Genomic DNA, 16,522 nt, shown 5'->3' with positions numbered 1-16,522 from the left:
GCTCCAGGATCAGCTCCGGCCAGTGGGTTGTCCCTGACCAGCCCTATACAGCTGTTCAAGGCGTCCGCTCACCTCTGCCGCCTGAGCCTGGAGTTTCTGAACCGTCTCTGCAAGACGTTTCCCCTGGGCTTCCATCTCGGTGATCCGCTCTCCCATAAAAGATACGGCTTCATCATTCGTCTTTTTCACCGAGACATCAGCTCCGATTGAGACAATGACCGAATCGGCATCGATCACCTTTGCGAGGATAGCCGCACCCCCACCCACCGGGAGGAGTGAGACAGCATCGGTTGTGCCTTTCAACCCTTTAAGGGTCTCAACGGAGGTAATCATCTCCATCCGTGCCTGCTCAATCATCTGGAACTGCCGGGAGAAGAGTTCAATCTGCTGATTAAACTCGTTCAGGTACATCTGGAGTGCCTGAAACTCCTCTTCAGGTGTCGGAGTATTCTCATTACTCGCCATTGACACTCTTTATGCTCTCAATTTTGATTAATCTTCGCTCGATGCGATGTTTGCTTCCCATCAGGGTATAGATCCGCTCTCTCGCCTGTGCTTCGTTTGGTGCAGAAATCACCTTGGTGTATGGTTTCCATTCATCACCAATCTTCATTGCACCACGTATCTCAAATTCTGGTAACTCCATTCAGCTCACCGTAGTAATCCAAAAACATCTTCCATCCTTCCAATTTCAAAACCGGTCGTCTCGCTGCCTGCAATAAATCCTTTCGAGTTTGCAAGAACACCAGTTCCAACCAGTATTGAACCCATATTAACTGAGCCGCACCCTACCGGTAGAGAAACAAGGGACTCAATCCGTTCAATCTCCTGCGGGGTAGCCCTTGGAGAGAGGAGAACGCCCTTATTCGTTGCAACCGCAGCCATACCAATGGTTGGTATCCCTGCAATCTGCATCCGCTCAACCGGCACCTTGAGGAACTCGCCGATCCGGTCGATAAGTCTGGCAGGCATCTCCGGGTGAACAAGCGCGAATGAATCGTTTGCCAGGATACAATTGCCTGCAGCATTCATCGTCTCGTTCAGGAGCAGCACTTCCCCGTACTCCTCGAGCTTACTCTGCTCCTCACTCCCGATCAACCCTGAAACCACCATACCCCGGCTGTTGCCGGTGATGAGCGATCCGATGATGGATGAACCCTGTATGAACATCCGGACGATCTCAACATCCAGAAGTTCTGCTACGCTATCGGCAAATGAATCTGGAGCCGTTTCTGGAACGATCGCAATCTCCTCAAATGCCCGTGCAAAGACCCCTATATTCGGATCGCCATTAAGTGACAGGGTATATTTCATCTCACTCCCCGGCTAGTTCTGCCTGAACCTGGCCATCTGAGAATCGTATGGCCCGGACGCGGATCTTAGCCGGAGGCTTCTGGCTTCCACATTCCCAGACCTTCTCATTGATGCTCCGGTCAAGCTTGACATCGTCGCTCTTCATATGCTTCTGCAGGTATACGCGGATATCCTTCACTGCAACCTTCGCACGCTTCCACTTTGGGGCGCGTTTTGTATCCCGAAGCGGGATGATGTAGATCTGTTCCTTCTCTGCCTCTACCATTGCTCACACCTTCAGGGAACTACGTCTCCAGCTGCGCCGCTTTGGATGCGATACAACTGCACGCTTCGTCTTGATCATGACCCATTGCGGAACCCTCCGGTTCTGCTGGGTGGCTTTCGCCATTCGTATCTTTCGACCTTTTGTCAGTTTGCTCATTGGTATTCACCAACCTGATCCTGTATTCGTCTCCCGGTTACGAGAGACTGCTGATGATTCTCAGGAAAGATTCCGCTCCAGTCGATGCCACGAAAGGTCATCTCCTCACGGATCTCACGTTCATAATCACCATTTTCTATCATCGAAGTCTCACCATACACAACGGTGAGCATCCGATCCACAAGGCGTGCAATCTCACGCCTTCCAAATCCAAGAAGGGGGCGTATATATGATACTCCCATCCTGTCTTCATAGCTCTGCACCTCAGACGGGTTCAGCATAGGCACCCGGTCAAGAAACCGGGTACCATCGGCGACCACCTCATATTCCTGTGCAAGTGCACAGAGGGACCGTCGGTGAATCTCATTGATTGCCTCATTTGGATACCCGCACCGAACGAGCATTCCAATGGCCTCATCAATGAAACCTGACGCAAAGACCTGCTTCTTCCAGGGCATGCCCAGGGCCTCTGCCGCCGCCGCGACTTTCGGAACCTCCCGATCAGGGTTAAAGACAAACGTGTTCAGCTCGACAGAATAATCCCGCGAGAGCAGGATGGCGGCAAGAGAACTATCTTTACCACCACTGTAGAGCATACCAACCTTCATCATACCCTTCGGATATTAAAGTCCTTTTTTTGCGGAACCAGCTGTTTGAGGAGCTGTTTGAGCTGTGCATCGGTGATCTTGGTAGTACTTGAGAGTCGACCCTGCTGGGCGAGCATCACAAGCTGCTGCTCAACGGCTCGTGCAAAGTCAGGTTTCGTGAGTTTGATCGTGTTTAAACGCTCACGCGCTTCCGGCTCCAGAACCTGCATCAGCACCATCTGAATCTGCTGATCGATCTGCTGCTGGCGCTGGGCCTCCTGCTGTTCTGCCTGCTGCTGTTGCTGCATCTGGGCAAGACGGCGCTGACGGAGTTCTGATAACTCATCGTCTCCCATGTACTCATCACCTCAGTACTTCTCAATTCCCGGAGCTGCTTCAGCAACCTCTGGTTTGAGGCCGTGTGCAACATTATCCAGGAATGAACGTCCGGCTGGCGAGACCTGCCTGCCACCGGCTGCCTTCTCCAGGAAGCCTGCTGCTTCGAGCTGCTGGAAGATTTTCCGGGCAATCGAGCCGCTCCCCTTCCTGAAACGGGACGGGCGTGATCCCCTGTTCTGGGCTCCGCCATATACTGATCTCATTCTTTCAACTCCGAGAGGGCCGTCAACATAGACACGGCGCAGCACTGCTGCTGCCCGGATATGCCACCAGTCGGTGTTCTCAGGTGGCATCTGCTTATGGACTCCCGTCTTGACAAACTCTGCCCATGATGGCGCCTGGATCTCTGGTTTACCCTTGAGCTCCTCTGCAACCTTCCTGATCAGTAGTTCGGCCGGGATATCATATACTGTAGTCATTTACTATTCCTCACTGCTGTGGTTCACTAACAGTCTTTACGTATAGGGCGGTTCAGGTGATATAAATTTCTGGATGACCGGGCCACGGGTATAAGGGGCTACCCGCGTTTTCTGGCAATTACCATGGTCCGGCCACGGGTTGCTATCACCACGCCACCAGTACCATTCACAACAGCCTCGGCATCCATCGGGGCATTCTTCAGCCATTTGATCTTAATAACACCTTTCACCTCGAGCTGTGAACGGATTTCACCTGCAACTTCGGGTGTCACACCAAGTTTTCCCACCCAGATTGTCGGTTTTAATATCTGAATAGCTGATCTGTCGTACTTATCGGGCATGTTGTTTCACCACCGGGTAACGCATTGTATGGCCGCAATCAAGGCAGGTGACGATCACCTTTCCATGCTGTATCCGTACACGGGAGTTTGATCCAGGTACAAGGAAGATAGTACAATTGGAACAGAACTGGCGCCGGTATCTCTTTGGTATGCGTATCCTCTGTTTCATTGCGATCCTCCTGGCAAGGAGGATACAGCTCCGTGACCGTTTGCGATCCTCACCTGCCCAGAGGCGGGCGTAATGGAAGAGAATATCGATCCGCTCACGGGCGATCTTCTTTCCATTTCCAGAGCGGAATTTTTCTCCCATCTCAGAGGCTCCCTGGCACCTGCTCCCCGGAATCATCAGGAAGCCTGATCACGGTTCGCCCGAGGATCCTGAGGCGATCCGAGCAGAAAAGGGCAACTGCTTCGGGAAGGGCGATATGCTCCTCGGCAAGGATCCGTTCTGCGAGGATCCCGGGATCATCATCTTCAAGAACCGGAACACACCTCTGGAGGATCACCGGGCCGCTATCTGTCCCTTCATCAACGAAATGAACAGTGCATCCGGAGACCTTAACCCCGTATGCAAGTGCCTGGCCCTGCGCATCAAGACCCGGAAAAGACGGAAGAAGCGAGGGATGGATATTGATAATCCTTCCCACATATTCCCTGATAATCCCGGATCCCAGGATCTTCATGTACCCGGCGAGGACGACCAGATCCGGAGCAAGCGACCTGAGAGTGCCGATCAGTTCCTCTTCATATGCGCTTTTTGTTGAGAAGACGGAGTAATCTATGGTGAAGACCGGGATCCCATGCTCCCCGGCACGGACAGCGGCGAGCGTTCCCGGCCGATCGACGATCAGCCCTACACACCGCCCATTGATCATACCCCGCGATACTGCGGAGGCGACAGCCAGGAAGTTGGAGCCACGTCCTGATGCAAGCACGACGATGCGTTTCATGGGAATATATGGGAAGGCTCTACCGATAATACTGATCAGTTCTCCGGAACCGGTTCGAGTGTGAGTTTGATCTTCAGGATCTGCCTTCCCCTCATCTGGGTAACGGTCAGCCGCCCGTTGATCTCCGGCAGGGTGATCGATTCGCCGATGTGGGGGATGCGGCCAAGATGGGTGAAGACAAGGCCGCCGACCGTCTCATAATTATCAGGCTGCAAGGGGAGAGGGACGGGAAGGGTGTTGTTGATATCCTCAACCCATGCCTGCGCATCAATGATATAGACACCGTTGCCCATATCCTGGATTTCATCCTCTTCGATATCAAACTCATCCAGGATGTCGCCCACAAGCTCTTCGAGGATATCCTCAATTGACACCACCCCTGAAAAAACCCCATATTCATCGAGGATGATCGCAAGATGCGACTGCTTAAACTGGAGCTCTTTTAAGAGATCATCGATCTTCTTGGATTCAGGTACAAAGTAGACATCATGAATCATATCTGGGATCAGAACATCGGGAACACCGCTGTGGATTGCCCGGAAGACATCCTTTACGTTCAGGATGCCGATGATATTTTCCACATCCCTGTGATAGACCGGTAGCCGGGAGAAGCCGGTCTCGTGAAAGATATCCAGCGCCTCGTCCAGGCTTGTCGAGTCCTCGATCATCACAACATCCGGTCGCGGGGTCATCACCTCGCGTGCAATCGTATCACCGAAACGGAAGACTGAATGGAGCATTACACGTTCATTCTCCTCGATTACACCGCTCTCCTCCCCGACATCGATCCATTCCTTGATCTCCTCCTCAGTGACGCCGTGCTGGAGTAAAAGATCCTCATCTGTCATGCTTACCCGCCTGATCCGGTCATAGATCCAGAGAATCGGGAAGAGGATCTGCTCAAGAAACAGGATCGGGCGGGCGACAAAAAGGGCAAATGTATCGACGCGCTTTGAGGCATACGTCTTAGGTCCGATCTCACCGATGACGAGCATCAGGATCACAACAATTCCGGTTGCTATCCCGACACCCGCATCCCCAAAGTAGTCGATTGCAATTGCAGTTGCAATCGCCGCTGCCGAGACATTCACCACATTGTTTCCGATTAAAATCGTAATCAGGAGGTGATCGGTATTCTCTTTGAGCTGTGCCAGAGCCATGGCACTCTTTGTACCTTCAGCAAAAAGTGTTCTTACTTTCGCCCGCGTGATTGCTATCAGAGCCACTTCTGAACCCGAGAAAAATCCAGAGAGAAAGAGGCAGATAAAAAAGAGGGCGAAGTTGAGTGCATCAGCCGCCATTTTGCACTCACTCCATTCCGATGCTTCGAGATGAATTATCGTTCATAGGCGCTTCGTATCTATCAATCAATTGAAGTCTGTAATGATAAATGTACTCCTTTGTGCCATGCTTTCTGGAATTGTTCCACCTCCCCGGCGAGGAGCGAACACTTCTCCTGGTAGCCGTGCCTCTCCGGAAGAGCCAGATCCTCAATCTCAAAGATGACCGGACCATCATACTCAATAGATGCAAGAATCCTGATTAATCCATCCAGTTGTTCGGTCCCGGCAAGGGGTGCATGCATACGTGAAGGCGAGCCATAACTTGCGTGGATATTTTTTATCCTATCGCAATTCAGCCTGACAAACTCTTCAGCCATCTCTCCCCCCCCGATGCAGGCATGCGCATAATCGAAGGTAAAGGAGAGATGCGGATACTCATCAAGCGTATCTCTCACCGCTTCCGGTGTTGAAAGGAGGCTGTTTACACGGGGCTCCATGTTTTCAATTGCAACAGCAACCGAGAGACCACGGGATGCTGCCTCAACGGCTTCCATATAGATCCAAAATCTGTGCATATCTGCCCTGCTCGGAGGGCGTTTTGCGGTTCTTCTGCCGGGATGGATGGTGATCACTTCTGCTTTGATCTCATCTGCCGTCAGCATGGCAGAACAGACTGCGTCAACAGATACCGCCGCCACTTCAGGGTTGATCGATACCGGGTTGAGATCGAGTGTCGGGGCATGGACTGTGACTGGAGAGAGGGAGGGATATGCATGAAGTATCTGCCCAAGTTCCTCGACATTCCTCCCGGTTGTCCAGAAAGAAGGTGTTTCAAGCCAGAATTCAACCGTATCAGCACCTGCCGACACTATGCCTGAAAAGATCGAATCCAGACTATATTCATGAAAGAACATGCTTGATACACCGGTGCGAAGCATACGCAGATTCTTCTCATCCTGCCACAAATAGATTGCTATGCCTGGTGGAGAACAGGTCACCCTGATTTCAGAAGAGCCGGAGATCCTCTCTGTTGCCAGCCTCTCTGAAATCATCAGGGAGAGGTTTGATACCCCCACGCTTCACGGGATTTCTGTCAGGGGAGAGGTGACAAATTACCGGCTGCATTCATCCGGCCATATGTACTTCTCACTCTCCGGAAAGAGCGGCGATGGGGGTGTTGCAATCGACTGCGTTATCTGGAGGCGATCAGCACTCCGGATCTCGCCACCACCTGAGAACGGGATGGATGTGATTGTACATGGGTATGTCGACTTTTATCCCCCCTATGGCAAAACGCAATTTATTGCAGACAGCCTTATATATGCCGGGGCAGGAGGAAAGTACCTTCTGCTTGAGCAATGGAAACGCGAGCTTTCAGCAGAAGGTTGTTTTGAAGCTAAAAACAAGAAGCCGATCCCCACATTCCCCCTGCGTATCGGTGTCGTTACGTCCCCTACCGGGGCAGTGCTTCAGGATATCAGGAATGTCCTCTCACGCAGATTCCCCCTCGATCTGATCCTATCGCCGACCCAGGTGCAGGGCGGGAATGCACACCATGATATAGCGTGCGCCATCCGGCGGATTGACGGGCATGTGGATGTGATCATCGTTGCCCGTGGCGGAGGGAGTTTTGAAGATCTCTTTGCATTCAACCATCCCGATGTGATCCGTGCGATCGCATCATGCAGGACACCAGTCGTATCTGCAATCGGCCATGAAGTCGATGTTACGCTCGCCGATCTCGCAAGCGACATCCGGGCGCCGACACCATCTGCTGCCGCAGAACTTGTAGTCTGTGATCGTGTCACACTCCTGAGGGAGCATGCAGATCAGAAGGCAGCCATGCAGAACCTTCTTCTTGACCGGCTGGAACGGCTCTCGACGGAACTTGAAGAGATCCGGCTCAGAATACTGAGCAGAAGGATTGAACGGCGCGTCAGCGATATGAAACAGGCATCCGCCGAACTGCATGAACGGCTCCAGAGGGCAATAGCCGGAAGGCTCACAACCGAGAGGAGCAAACTTGCCCGGTATGCAGCAGAGATCCGATCAGCAGATCTCAGGGCACCGCTTCGGAAGGGGTATGCCCTCCTCTTTGCAGACGGAGAGATGATCAGATCGGTTGATGCGCTTCTGAAGGATGATTCAGTCACAATCTATCTCCAGGATGGCGAGATGGATGCAACAATTACAGAGGTACGCTATGACAGAGACATATGAAGAGATGGTTACCCGGCTCCGTGAGATTGCACGGAAACTGGAGGATCCAGACACCCCGCTTGAGGAGAGTGTCAGGCTCTATAAGGATGGAATCGAACTGATTAAAACGTGCGAAGAGTTCCTCACAAAAGCAGAACTCCGCATCCTTGAGATCACTGAGGAGTGACCCCGCTAATCCGGCCGGCTCGCAATTAACAGGACTCTCAATTCAGCCCCCTCTGAGAGCACCCGTATTAGATCCCGCGGCAATGTCCGGGCAACATAATCTGAACCGATCCCGATTGTTCGTCCGCAGACAAAATCAGATCTACGCCAGACGAGATCAGTCGGGTGATCCAGCGTCATCCCTGATGAGCCGTGGGAGAGGATCTCGCATATGATCCCTTCTGCCTCAAGCCGGGTGATCAGGGTTGCCGAATCATCTGCGAGTAGGCTTCGAAAATCATCTCCCAGATCAGCTGCTCCTTTGTCTGCCGAAACACCGATAATACAATCCCCCTGCAGGGAGAGGTCATCCTCGCAGGTGACCTCGAACGTGGTTCTGTGCAACCCCCTGATGTTTGGATGCCCACAGCAGATGATCTCTTCTTCGATCTCCATTGTTTATGATGTCAGCACACATTCTAATAGAGTATGTCTATTTCAGTCAAATGTCCGGTCTGCGGGGAAGAGACCGATCACGAGATTCTTCGTGACAGTGAGCCGGCAACGGTGCAATGCTCCGAATGCAGCCATATTCATCGTTCAATAATAAAATTTCCAAAGGTTCTTGCGATACGGGCAGTCGTCAGCAATGAGGGAGAATCATCACAGGGAACAATAGAACTTACCGATGACGAAGTTGTGGAGATCGGGAACACCTTTGTCGCAGATGTAGGTGACGACATCTTCGGCGTCGAGGTCACCGGGATTGAGGTTGGACCCGCGCGCAGGAGAAGAGCCGATACACGTGAAATCACCTGCCTCTGGACCAGGGTAATAGATTCTGTGATCGTCCGTGCATCGCTGCATAAAGGAGCGGTCACCTACCCCCTTTACGAACAGGTCGATGGAGAGACCGTCTACACGATAGGCGAGATTACATCTGTCGGAGGACGCCAGTTCCGGGTGACCCGGATAAAACTCAGGGACGGTGCTCTTGTCAGAAAACCCGGTTCCTACGCCGAGGCGCGGTTTATCAAGCGGATCTACGGGGAGCGATCATAGGTACTTCTTCAGGAGATCGCAGAACTCCTCCTGGTGAAGCACACCCTCCACCTTCTCCACCATCGAACCATCGACAAGGATAACAGTCGTCGGCGTGACTTTCAGTCCATACGTTTTGATATATTCCGGGTGCTCTTTTGCATCAATCGATTCGATAGATACCGACATGTTTGCACTCACTTCGGCATTGATCGGCTCCTGCTCAAGACAACCCATGCACCCTTCCTGATAAAACGAGAGAATACTCACTGCCATGATGGAGCATCTAGGGATTTGAGATAAAAAAGGTATTGGATCTAAGAGACTGCTGTGACTGAGTTGATCGTAACAACAGCATAGGAATAGCCATACCTGACGATCACAGAGTCTTCAGTCTTCTCTTTAATGAATGCAAAACGGATCCTGATATCAGGCTCAACATCGTCCAGAGTGATCTGTGGATTATCAGCAAACCCAAGAGCAATCATCTCTCCAACGGTGAGATTGTCAAATTCATATCCCATCTCACCAATCTGTTCAGCAGTCAGATTCCGTTCAAGTGGTGCATCTGCACTTTCAAACGTAAAGGGGACGGTGATTCTATCCCGCTCCCGATATCCGATCGGAGCGGCGGTGATCTCCTGAAATTCTGTTCTGAAAAGAGCATATGGAGCAATGCTGTTATAGCGATCAGGAATTGCTATTACATCTTCATTTGGACTGTATCCTGCCGAGACCTCAATCGGGCCAGACAGGTAGACGAATTGATCTGCCTGTGATGCCACGATCTCCTGTGTAGTCAGGATAGGAATATCCATTTCATTGTATACAGTATAGTCAATAACAACCAGATCTCCGGGCTGGATAGCTCTCATCCCGCCAATCCATGCGGTTCCAAGGAGTGATGCTGCCATCATGACAGCAAAGAGGACAGCAATTGCGATTGCCCCTACTTTTGTCCAGTTGATGGGATCAGCCTGTTTCTTCTCCCGTGATGTCTTTCTCTGCGGTGCCATTATGGATTACATATTATTATCAGGAGGGTAAAGCGTTTGTCGATCACTCTTCGTCACAGAGGACGGAATGCACGCTCATCAGACCATCAGTTTTGATTCAAATAATTATTGACGTAAAAATTTTATACCACACAATTCCCCCATACTATTAATAGGGCTTTTAGCAAGTATACTACAGCAGGAGGGGGTTCCCTTCTACCAAACAGGTAATGGTGTCACCATACAGCAGGTGTAATCTGCTCAGAAACAGATGCCATCAACTAAGAATATCCAGCCATTGGAGGTGTTTGATGGAGAATGAGTATGAGCCAGAGGTTCAGATAGACGTAAACAAACTCTCAAAAATATTCGGAAGCAGGCCGGAGAAAGCACTCCAGATGCTCAGGGACGGACAATCAAAGAATGAAATTCTCGAGAAAACAGGTCAGACTGTTGGGCTGAATGATATCTCTTTCCAGGTATTCAAAGGAGAGATATTTGTCCTGATGGGGCTCTCGGGATGTGGAAAATCAACACTTCTCCGGTGTTTAAACCGGCTAATCGACCCGACAGCGGGGAGTATCGTCATCAATGGGAATGACATTGTGACGATGAATGATGATGAGATAAGGGAATTCCGGAGAAAACAGGCAGGAATGATCTTCCAGAACTTCGCACTCCTCCCGCACAGAACTGTCCTCGATAATGTAGCATTCGGTCTTGAGATTCAGGGGATCGAACTCGAAGAACGGCATAGAAAAGCAGCAGAGGCGCTGAACCTGGTCGGGCTTGCAGGATATGAGCAGAGCATGCCGGATCAGCTCTCAGGCGGGATGAAACAGCGGGTAGGGCTTGCTCGCGCACTCGCAAGTGATGCTGAGATCCTGCTGATGGACGAAGCATTCAGTGCACTCGATCCATTGATTCGGCGTGACATGCAGGATGAACTGATCGATCTTCAGGAGAGGCTGAATAAGACGATCATCTTCGTCACCCATGATCTCGACGAAGCGCTGAAGCTCGGAACCAGGATCGCGCTGATGAAAGATGGGAAGATCATCCAGATCGGAACATCTGAAGAGATCCTGATGAACCCAAGCAACGACTATGTCGAGCGGTTCGTTGCCGATGTCGATATGACCAGGGTGCTGACCGCACAGGACGTGATGAAAAAGGCCGATCCGGTCATCTCATGTAAAAGCGGGCCGCGTCTTGCTGCACGCCTGATGAAGGAATATGGTATCTCAAGCCTCTTTGTGGTGACACAGCACCGCCTGCTGAAGGGTATCGTCCAGATCGATGATGTGGTGGAGGCGGTAAAAAACGATCACAAGACCCTTGAAAATATCGTCATCAATGATCTCCCGCAGATCCACCTGAATACCCCGCTTGGAGAGATCATCCCGATCATTGCTGATAGTAAGTTTCCTCTTCCGGTTGTCGATGAAGATACCAGGCTGAAAGGAATTATTGTGAGGGGATCGGTTCTTTCAGCACTCGCACGGAAGGAGAGTGAGCCAATTGTCGCTTGATTATCCTATTGATCTCCCAAAAATCCCTATCGGCCAGTTAGTATCCGATATCGTTGACTGGATCGAGGCAAACCTCGGCTGGTTGCTCGATGGGATCACAGAAGTGCTTCGGTTCCTTCTCAATGGTTTTCAGGATATCCTGACACTCCTCCCGCCACTGGCAATGATCCCGATTTTGGGCATTATCATCTATCTGATTACACGGAAAGATCTTCGCCTGGCTCTCCTGAGCATTGCCGGACTGCTCCTGATCTGGAACCTCCAGCTCTGGAGCCATGCGATGATGACGCTTGCCCTCGTCATATCCTCAACGATCATTGCTCTTTTGATCGGAATACCGCTTGGCATCCTGGCAGCCAATAACGATACCATTAACGCAGGAATTAGGGTTCTCCTTGACTTCATGCAGACAATGCCATCATTTGTATACCTGATCCCGGCGGTCATATTCTTCAGCCTTGGAAATGTGCCCGGCATGATTGCAACGGTTGTCTTTGCAATGCCGCCTGCAATCCGGCTGACGAACCTTGGCATCAGGCAGATCCCAGTTGAACTTATTGAGGTGTCAGATGCCTTCGGCGCAACGCCACAACAGAAACTTATCAAGGTTCAGCTGCCAGTAGCGATGCCAACAATCATGGCTGGCGTCAACCAGTGCATCATGCTCGCCCTTTCCATGGTCGTCATCGCATCAATGATCGGGGCAGGCGGACTTGGGTACCAGGTGCTCGTGGGTATCCAGCGGGTGAATATCGCCATGGGCTTTGAGGCTGGGCTTGCGATAGTGATCATCGCAATCATCCTTGATCGGATCACGCAGGGCCTGATTAAGACCGGGAAGACACGGGAGTAAGTACTTTCAAAAAACACATAATATATAAATATAATCAAAAACTTTTTTCACTAATTAACCACAAAAGTTCAACTGGTCTCCTTAGACTATCAAATAAAAATCAAAACAATTAAAATGGATGGTGAATGAATGATTTCAAAACAGATGTTTATCACGCTTTTTGCAGGGTTTATGCTCTGCACCGCACTCCTCACAGCAGGGTGTGTCGGTGAGACAACAGAACCACAGAAAGAGATCTCTATTGGCTACGTGACATGGGACTGTGCCATTGCCAGCACCCATGTGATGCAGGAAGTTTTCAGGGAAGCAGGCTATAAGGTGAATATCGTTGCTGTGGATGCCGGACCTCTCTATGCAGGGCTTGCAAATGGCGATATCGACTTCACCACTACGGCATGGCTCCCCTACACCCATAAAAACTACTGGGAGCAGTATGGAGACCAGCTCGATTATGTGCAGGATAATATTCCTGGCAATGCACGTATTGGCCTTGTTGTTCCGACATACGTAACCATCAACTCAATTGAGGAGATGAACGCAGTTGCAGACCAGTTTGATGGGAAGATCATCGGAATCGATCCCGGTGCCGGCATTATGCAGGCAACTGAAGATGCAATCGTTGAATACGGCCTCGATTACGAACTCATTGCATCCAGCGGTGCCGGGATGGCAGCAGAGCTTAGGTCCGCATATAATAATGAGAAATGGATTGTTGTCACCGGATGGGCTCCGCACTGGAAATTCGGCAGGTTTGACCTGAAGTTCCTTGACGATCCAAAAGGCGTCTATGGCGATGCGGAAGATATCGTCACTGTTGCTCGTAGCGGGCTTAAAACAGATGATCCGAAGGCATACGCAATTCTCCAGAGATTCCAGTGGACCACTGCCGATATCGCAGAAGTCATGACCAGTATCGAAGAGGGTGTCCCTGATGAAGAGGCAGCCCGTGCATGGATTTCGGCCAATCCTGATACAGTCAACTACTGGATCAACGGGTAGTTACTAAAAAGATCAGGGGCTTCAATTCCCCACAACACTTTTTTTCATCAAAATAATGAAAGCAGATCATCTGCCTTTCTTCCTCTGATCCATCATTGCATTCAGGATCAGCTCAACCGCATGGAGGGTGCCTTCAATTCCTGCAAGCGGTCGGCTGCCGAGTGTAACACGCCCACGGTTTGGAGGGGCAATACCGGCAAATGCTGCATCAGGGAGGATACGTGCTTCATATGAGGACCCAAGCAGCAGATCATATGAGTCTGAGTTGAGGGCTGATCTGATCTGATCGTAATCGGTGACAGCTGGTGTATCTGTTGTATTCCTCGGAAGGATGAGTGGTCGCTCTGCTCCGAGATAGCGCACCAGGAGTTCGGCAAAGAACGCAGCATATCCTGACTGTGCACAGATGGCTGCGACAGGTGGATCATTTCTCCGGAGGTACTTCTCACAGGCGGCAACTACCATCTCTTCAGTCTTATCGCACTCCTTTAGAACCGGAGACGGATCGGCACCAGGGATCGAATCGGCTGCATACATCAGGGTTTGCTTCAGGGAGGAAAGGCCAAGGAGTGACCCGCCTGATTTCCCGAGTGGAGCTGCATAATCGGGATTTGCCGAAACCGTCACCGTTGCTGCATGCGAGAGCGATTCCAGCTGATCATAAGAGAGCACTGCTCCAACCGGGATTTTGGCCATCGCGAGAATTCGTTCTGATTCATGCATATTCCCACGCCAGAAGGGATCAAGGAGGCAGATGCCACCGACATTCACCCCATCAATAGTGATCTCTGCCTCCTTGAGAAGGGAGTCAGCTGCGATCCGGTACCCTGCTTCGGCATCTCCGAGAAAACCCGGGGAATCAATGATGAGAACCGGAAGTCCATCCAGTTCCGAGGCAAGATCCTCCCCCATCAGTGCAGGGACACAGGAATTGACAACCGCCACCCGGTCAGCACCCCTCTCCATAATCTCCGAGACGACCGATCTGAGCCGGGTGCCGGCCCCGAAGATCACCTCCTCCTGCAGGATGAATGATCCGTGGAGCGGTGCCTTGATGAGCGATTTTGGATAGTAATAACAGCCGCTTGATCCGTGGATTACAACAGAGAGGCCACTGAAGCCCGCCAGAAAGGAGGCGGCTCCTGTAAGGGCACATGGCCAGACGGGGTTTATACATTCAGGCATGGGAAAGGCACCTCCTCCACGCATTCAGCATTCGCCTGGTTCCGGAAATTCCTATGGGCGGATCATAGGGCAATGGGAGAGGATAGCCCTCTGATCTGATCTTCATTCCAAGCGAATTGATGGCTGATTCTGCTGCCATGATTGTGGCGGGATCCGCACCCGCTCTATTCAGCCGGATGGATTCACACCGGAGATCATCAAAGCTGCAATAGAGATCGGCAATCAGCCCCTCTTCATCATGGATTGCAGACCGGGGATCGATTCCGGTATACTCCCCAAGCTTCTGAAGGAAACCAGAGGTACCTTTTGTTCCAACGGGAAAACCGGGGATGACATGGGTGTTGAAACGGCTACTCAGGATCGATCCGACCGGCAGAAGGGATGGCTCCCTCATGATTGCCACCGGTGCAGAGCCGATCTTTTGGCAATCTGAGACAGGAGCCCTCCTGACAAACCTGATGCCGGGAGCCAGATCGAGGAGGGAGAGGAGCCGGCAGATCTCGCTGAAATTCTCTTCTGCCTCGTATTCAAGATTTTTCTCCCCGACAATCAGCACACTATCATCGTGCGTGCTGCTATCTGAATCTGCAAGGGTAAGAAGGGATGTAAGAGCGTTTCTGATCCCCTCTGAAAACCCGCCACCGAGAAAACCTGCACCCGGAATATGAATAACCGGCATACTTCTCTTCTGTCTGCAAAGAGCGGCACAATCATCGCCGATTGTATCAGCGATACAGGTGGATACAACACAGATGAGAGAGGGCGATCGTGCCTCTGCGGCATCCAGCGTATGGAGAAGCGCATCTTCACCACCAAAGATAACCTCCTCCTCAAGGATATTGCTGGAGAGGAGGCATGGGATATGCACCTCATCTATCTCAGCAAGTGAGGCATGCAGAAGCGAGGCATTGTGATGGGTGCATCCGGAGGGGCCATGGATCACCGTAACTGCATCCTCCATGAAACCGGTGACCGAGAGGACGCCGGTTAAGGTGCACCCTTCATTCCTTAAGGTATCTATAGGCGAGCGACTCAAGATCATCAATGGAGAGTGGTGTCGGAATTGAAAACTCCGTGTTCAGAAGAATGGTATCTGCACAGGACCGGTAAACCTCTGCCTGTGATGAAGCGGGAGCATAATCGATGACGGTCTTCTTATTCAGTTCAGCCTGCGTGACAGTCTTCGATCGTGGAATAAATGCGACCATCTGTGATCCTATTGCATCTGCAAACTCAGATACGAGCTCCTCTTCACATTCGATATTCTTTCCATTGCCGATCACACCGGCAAGCCTGACCTGACTCCGCTTATTTGCGCTGAGACGGGAGATTGCCTTTGCAATATTGTTTGCAGCATACAGGCTCATCAGTTCTCCTGAGGTGACAAGGTACACCTCTTTTGCATATCCTTCCCTCATCGGCATCGCAAACCCGCCACAGACGACATCGCCTAGTACATCATAGACGATCAGATCCCCTCGCAGCGCACCGAGCTTCTCAAGGAGCTGGAAGGTTGCGATGATGCCCCGTCCCGCACATCCGATCCCGGGTTCAGGCCCCCCCGCTTCGACACACCTGACACCGGAGTATCCGGTGTAGATGACATCCGAGACTATGAGATCATGCTTCTGCTCCCTGAGCAGGTCAAGAACGGTCGGGATCACCCGTCCATGCATCAGCATCCTGGTGCTGTCATGTTTTGGATCGCAGCCTATCTGGAGTACATCCAGCCCCTTATCCGCCCATGCCGCAGACAGGTTTGCCGATGTCGTTGATTTTCCGATACCACCCTTTCCATAGAGGGCAATCTGTCTCATCACTCTGATATTGGAGTTTGTG

25 protein-coding genes are annotated in these 16,522 nt (G+C 51.4%); 6 read left to right on the top strand and 19 right to left on the bottom strand.

Features of this window, described 5'->3' with window-relative positions:
• Positions 1–9 precede the first annotated feature (9 nt).
• The 13 genes from pfdA to FTO68_RS03405 all read right to left on the bottom strand — a co-directional run bounded on the left by pfdA (position 10) and on the right by FTO68_RS03405 (position 6,628).
• Positions 10–465, bottom strand: a complete 456-nt coding sequence (gene pfdA / locus FTO68_RS03465) for a prefoldin subunit alpha (protein WP_255331981.1) — start codon at positions 463–465, stop codon at positions 10–12.
• Positions 455–646 (bottom strand): 50S ribosomal protein L18Ae, encoded by a 192-nt coding sequence (rpl18a, locus tag FTO68_RS03460; protein WP_255331980.1) that lies wholly within the window; start codon positions 644–646, stop codon positions 455–457. Before rpl18a ends, pfdA begins: the two co-directional genes overlap by 11 nt.
• A gap of 5 nt (positions 647–651) precedes the next feature.
• Positions 652–1,314 carry a translation initiation factor IF-6 gene (locus tag FTO68_RS03455; protein WP_255331979.1) on the bottom strand — a complete coding sequence of 221 codons (663 nt, stop codon included), beginning with the start codon at positions 1,312–1,314 and terminating at the stop codon, positions 652–654.
• Between the two features lies 1 nt (position 1,315).
• Positions 1,316–1,579, bottom strand: a complete 264-nt coding sequence (locus FTO68_RS03450; protein ID WP_255331978.1) for a 50S ribosomal protein L31e — start codon at positions 1,577–1,579, stop codon at positions 1,316–1,318.
• 3 nt (positions 1,580–1,582) lie between these two features.
• Positions 1,583–1,735, bottom strand: a complete 153-nt coding sequence (locus tag FTO68_RS03445; RefSeq protein WP_255331977.1) for a 50S ribosomal protein L39e — start codon at positions 1,733–1,735, stop codon at positions 1,583–1,585.
• Positions 1,732–2,346: a DUF7411 family protein gene (locus FTO68_RS03440; protein WP_368659867.1), complete on the bottom strand. Its 615-nt coding sequence runs from the start codon at positions 2,344–2,346 to the stop codon at positions 1,732–1,734. Before FTO68_RS03440 ends, FTO68_RS03445 begins: the two co-directional genes overlap by 4 nt.
• Positions 2,343–2,678: a DNA-binding protein gene (locus FTO68_RS03435; RefSeq protein WP_255331976.1), complete on the bottom strand. Its 336-nt coding sequence runs from the start codon at positions 2,676–2,678 to the stop codon at positions 2,343–2,345. Before FTO68_RS03435 ends, FTO68_RS03440 begins: the two co-directional genes overlap by 4 nt.
• 12 nt (positions 2,679–2,690) lie before the next feature.
• The gene (locus FTO68_RS03430; protein WP_255331975.1) at positions 2,691–3,140 is read right to left on the bottom strand and encodes a 30S ribosomal protein S19e; all 450 of its coding nucleotides are present in this window, start codon (positions 3,138–3,140) and stop codon (positions 2,691–2,693) included.
• Positions 3,141–3,238: 98 nt separating this feature from the next.
• Positions 3,239–3,481, bottom strand: coding sequence for a YhbY family RNA-binding protein (locus FTO68_RS03425; RefSeq protein WP_255331974.1), 243 nt, complete (start codon positions 3,479–3,481; stop codon positions 3,239–3,241).
• On the bottom strand, positions 3,471–3,791 hold the full coding sequence (locus tag FTO68_RS03420; RefSeq protein ID WP_255331973.1) for a ribonuclease P protein component 4: 321 nt from the start codon (positions 3,789–3,791) through the stop codon (positions 3,471–3,473). Before FTO68_RS03420 ends, FTO68_RS03425 begins: the two co-directional genes overlap by 11 nt.
• A gap of 1 nt (position 3,792) precedes the next feature.
• On the bottom strand, positions 3,793–4,431 hold the full coding sequence (purN, locus tag FTO68_RS03415) for a phosphoribosylglycinamide formyltransferase (protein WP_255331972.1): 639 nt from the start codon (positions 4,429–4,431) through the stop codon (positions 3,793–3,795).
• A gap of 35 nt (positions 4,432–4,466) precedes the next feature.
• Positions 4,467–5,732: a hemolysin family protein gene (locus FTO68_RS03410; RefSeq protein ID WP_255331971.1), complete on the bottom strand. Its 1,266-nt coding sequence runs from the start codon at positions 5,730–5,732 to the stop codon at positions 4,467–4,469.
• Positions 5,733–5,794: 62 nt separating this feature from the next.
• Positions 5,795–6,628 (bottom strand): sugar phosphate isomerase/epimerase family protein, encoded by an 834-nt coding sequence (locus FTO68_RS03405; RefSeq protein WP_255331970.1) that lies wholly within the window; start codon positions 6,626–6,628, stop codon positions 5,795–5,797.
• 61 nt (positions 6,629–6,689) lie between these two features.
• Here FTO68_RS03405 and xseA point away from each other — a divergent pair, with 61 nt between their 5' ends.
• Together xseA and xseB are read left to right on the top strand one after the other, a co-directional pair.
• Positions 6,690–7,934 (top strand): exodeoxyribonuclease VII large subunit, encoded by a 1,245-nt coding sequence (xseA, locus tag FTO68_RS03400; protein WP_255331969.1) that lies wholly within the window; start codon positions 6,690–6,692, stop codon positions 7,932–7,934.
• Entirely contained in the window at positions 7,918–8,100 is a 183-nt protein-coding gene (xseB, locus tag FTO68_RS03395) for an exodeoxyribonuclease VII small subunit (protein ID WP_255331967.1), read from the top strand. Before xseA ends, xseB begins: the two co-directional genes overlap by 17 nt.
• Positions 8,101–8,105: 5 nt before the next feature.
• Here xseB and FTO68_RS03390 read toward each other — a convergent pair whose 3' ends face one another.
• Entirely contained in the window at positions 8,106–8,534 is a 429-nt protein-coding gene (locus FTO68_RS03390; protein WP_255331965.1) for a DUF371 domain-containing protein, read from the bottom strand.
• A 33-nt stretch (positions 8,535–8,567) separates the two neighbouring features.
• On the opposite strand from FTO68_RS03390, the gene FTO68_RS03385 reads away from it, so the two are divergent.
• Positions 8,568–9,140, top strand: a complete 573-nt coding sequence (locus tag FTO68_RS03385; RefSeq protein ID WP_255331964.1) for an HVO_0476 family zinc finger protein — start codon at positions 8,568–8,570, stop codon at positions 9,138–9,140.
• On the opposite strand, the gene FTO68_RS03380 is transcribed toward FTO68_RS03385, so the two are convergent.
• Positions 9,135–9,395, bottom strand: coding sequence for a thioredoxin family protein (locus FTO68_RS03380; RefSeq protein ID WP_255331963.1), 261 nt, complete (start codon positions 9,393–9,395; stop codon positions 9,135–9,137). The two genes, FTO68_RS03385 and FTO68_RS03380, sit on opposite strands and share 6 nt — an antisense overlap.
• Before the next feature lie 41 nt (positions 9,396–9,436).
• Positions 9,437–10,135: a hypothetical protein gene (locus tag FTO68_RS03375; RefSeq protein WP_255331962.1), complete on the bottom strand. Its 699-nt coding sequence runs from the start codon at positions 10,133–10,135 to the stop codon at positions 9,437–9,439.
• Positions 10,136–10,425: 290 nt separating this feature from the next.
• Between FTO68_RS03375 and FTO68_RS03370 the strand changes: the two genes are divergently transcribed.
• From FTO68_RS03370 to FTO68_RS03360, 3 genes are all read left to right on the top strand, one after another.
• On the top strand, positions 10,426–11,646 hold the full coding sequence (locus FTO68_RS03370; protein ID WP_255331961.1) for a quaternary amine ABC transporter ATP-binding protein: 1,221 nt from the start codon (positions 10,426–10,428) through the stop codon (positions 11,644–11,646).
• A gap of 7 nt (positions 11,647–11,653) precedes the next feature.
• A complete protein-coding gene (locus FTO68_RS03365; RefSeq protein WP_255332045.1) occupies positions 11,654–12,499 on the top strand; it encodes an ABC transporter permease in 846 nt (281 codons plus the stop codon).
• 129 nt (positions 12,500–12,628) lie between these two features.
• On the top strand, positions 12,629–13,498 hold the full coding sequence (locus FTO68_RS03360) for a glycine betaine ABC transporter substrate-binding protein (RefSeq protein WP_255331960.1): 870 nt from the start codon (positions 12,629–12,631) through the stop codon (positions 13,496–13,498).
• Between the two features lie 66 nt (positions 13,499–13,564).
• On the opposite strand, the gene FTO68_RS03355 is transcribed toward FTO68_RS03360, so the two are convergent.
• Genes FTO68_RS03355 through cfbC form a run of 3 tightly spaced genes read right to left on the bottom strand, consistent with a single transcriptional unit; the run spans position 13,565 to position 16,500 of the window.
• Positions 13,565–14,683: a nitrogenase component 1 gene (locus tag FTO68_RS03355; protein ID WP_255331959.1), complete on the bottom strand. Its 1,119-nt coding sequence runs from the start codon at positions 14,681–14,683 to the stop codon at positions 13,565–13,567.
• A complete protein-coding gene (locus tag FTO68_RS03350) occupies positions 14,676–15,719 on the bottom strand; it encodes a nitrogenase component 1 (RefSeq protein WP_255331958.1) in 1,044 nt (347 codons plus the stop codon). Before FTO68_RS03350 ends, FTO68_RS03355 begins: the two co-directional genes overlap by 8 nt.
• The gene (cfbC, locus tag FTO68_RS03345; protein WP_255331957.1) at positions 15,685–16,500 is read right to left on the bottom strand and encodes a Ni-sirohydrochlorin a,c-diamide reductive cyclase ATP-dependent reductase subunit; all 816 of its coding nucleotides are present in this window, start codon (positions 16,498–16,500) and stop codon (positions 15,685–15,687) included. Before cfbC ends, FTO68_RS03350 begins: the two co-directional genes overlap by 35 nt.
• Positions 16,501–16,522: the final 22 nt, after the last annotated feature.

The organism is Methanocalculus taiwanensis (assembly GCF_024372745.1).
GTDB classification, from domain to species: Archaea; Halobacteriota; Methanomicrobia; order Methanomicrobiales; family Methanocorpusculaceae; genus Methanocalculus; species Methanocalculus taiwanensis.
The sequence above is the reverse complement of the archived record's forward strand: the minus strand, read 5'-3'. Positions and strand labels throughout refer to the sequence as shown.

Excerpts from the sequence above, each read along its gene's own strand:
- xseA (WP_255331969.1), top strand. The coding sequence starts at position 6,690 with ATGCCTGGTGGAGAACAGGTCACCCTGATTTCAGAAGAGCCGGAGATC.
- FTO68_RS03450 (WP_255331978.1), bottom strand. The coding sequence starts at position 1,579 with ATGGTAGAGGCAGAGAAGGAACAGATCTACATCATCCCGCTTCGGGAT.
- FTO68_RS03385 (WP_255331964.1), top strand. The coding sequence starts at position 8,568 with ATGTCTATTTCAGTCAAATGTCCGGTCTGCGGGGAAGAGACCGATCAC.
- FTO68_RS03355 (WP_255331959.1), bottom strand. The coding sequence starts at position 14,683 with ATGCCTGAATGTATAAACCCCGTCTGGCCATGTGCCCTTACAGGAGCC.
- xseB (WP_255331967.1), top strand. The coding sequence starts at position 7,918 with ATGACAGAGACATATGAAGAGATGGTTACCCGGCTCCGTGAGATTGCA.
- FTO68_RS03430 (WP_255331975.1), bottom strand. The coding sequence starts at position 3,140 with ATGACTACAGTATATGATATCCCGGCCGAACTACTGATCAGGAAGGTT.
- purN (WP_255331972.1), bottom strand. The coding sequence starts at position 4,431 with ATGAAACGCATCGTCGTGCTTGCATCAGGACGTGGCTCCAACTTCCTG.
- FTO68_RS03405 (WP_255331970.1), bottom strand. The coding sequence starts at position 6,628 with ATGTTCTTTCATGAATATAGTCTGGATTCGATCTTTTCAGGCATAGTG.
- FTO68_RS03410 (WP_255331971.1), bottom strand. The coding sequence starts at position 5,732 with ATGGCGGCTGATGCACTCAACTTCGCCCTCTTTTTTATCTGCCTCTTT.
- FTO68_RS03390 (WP_255331965.1), bottom strand. The coding sequence starts at position 8,534 with ATGGAGATCGAAGAAGAGATCATCTGCTGTGGGCATCCAAACATCAGG.
- FTO68_RS03445 (WP_255331977.1), bottom strand. The coding sequence starts at position 1,735 with ATGAGCAAACTGACAAAAGGTCGAAAGATACGAATGGCGAAAGCCACC.
- FTO68_RS03370 (WP_255331961.1), top strand. The coding sequence starts at position 10,426 with ATGGAGAATGAGTATGAGCCAGAGGTTCAGATAGACGTAAACAAACTC.
- FTO68_RS03420 (WP_255331973.1), bottom strand. The coding sequence starts at position 3,791 with ATGGGAGAAAAATTCCGCTCTGGAAATGGAAAGAAGATCGCCCGTGAG.
- FTO68_RS03360 (WP_255331960.1), top strand. The coding sequence starts at position 12,629 with ATGATTTCAAAACAGATGTTTATCACGCTTTTTGCAGGGTTTATGCTC.
- pfdA (WP_255331981.1), bottom strand. The coding sequence starts at position 465 with ATGGCGAGTAATGAGAATACTCCGACACCTGAAGAGGAGTTTCAGGCA.
- FTO68_RS03380 (WP_255331963.1), bottom strand. The coding sequence starts at position 9,395 with ATGGCAGTGAGTATTCTCTCGTTTTATCAGGAAGGGTGCATGGGTTGT.
- FTO68_RS03435 (WP_255331976.1), bottom strand. The coding sequence starts at position 2,678 with ATGGGAGACGATGAGTTATCAGAACTCCGTCAGCGCCGTCTTGCCCAG.
- FTO68_RS03455 (WP_255331979.1), bottom strand. The coding sequence starts at position 1,314 with ATGAAATATACCCTGTCACTTAATGGCGATCCGAATATAGGGGTCTTT.
- FTO68_RS03425 (WP_255331974.1), bottom strand. The coding sequence starts at position 3,481 with ATGCCCGATAAGTACGACAGATCAGCTATTCAGATATTAAAACCGACA.
- cfbC (WP_255331957.1), bottom strand. The coding sequence starts at position 16,500 with ATGAGACAGATTGCCCTCTATGGAAAGGGTGGTATCGGAAAATCAACG.
- rpl18a (WP_255331980.1), bottom strand. The coding sequence starts at position 646 with ATGGAGTTACCAGAATTTGAGATACGTGGTGCAATGAAGATTGGTGAT.
- FTO68_RS03375 (WP_255331962.1), bottom strand. The coding sequence starts at position 10,135 with ATGGCACCGCAGAGAAAGACATCACGGGAGAAGAAACAGGCTGATCCC.
- FTO68_RS03440 (WP_368659867.1), bottom strand. The coding sequence starts at position 2,346 with ATGATGAAGGTTGGTATGCTCTACAGTGGTGGTAAAGATAGTTCTCTT.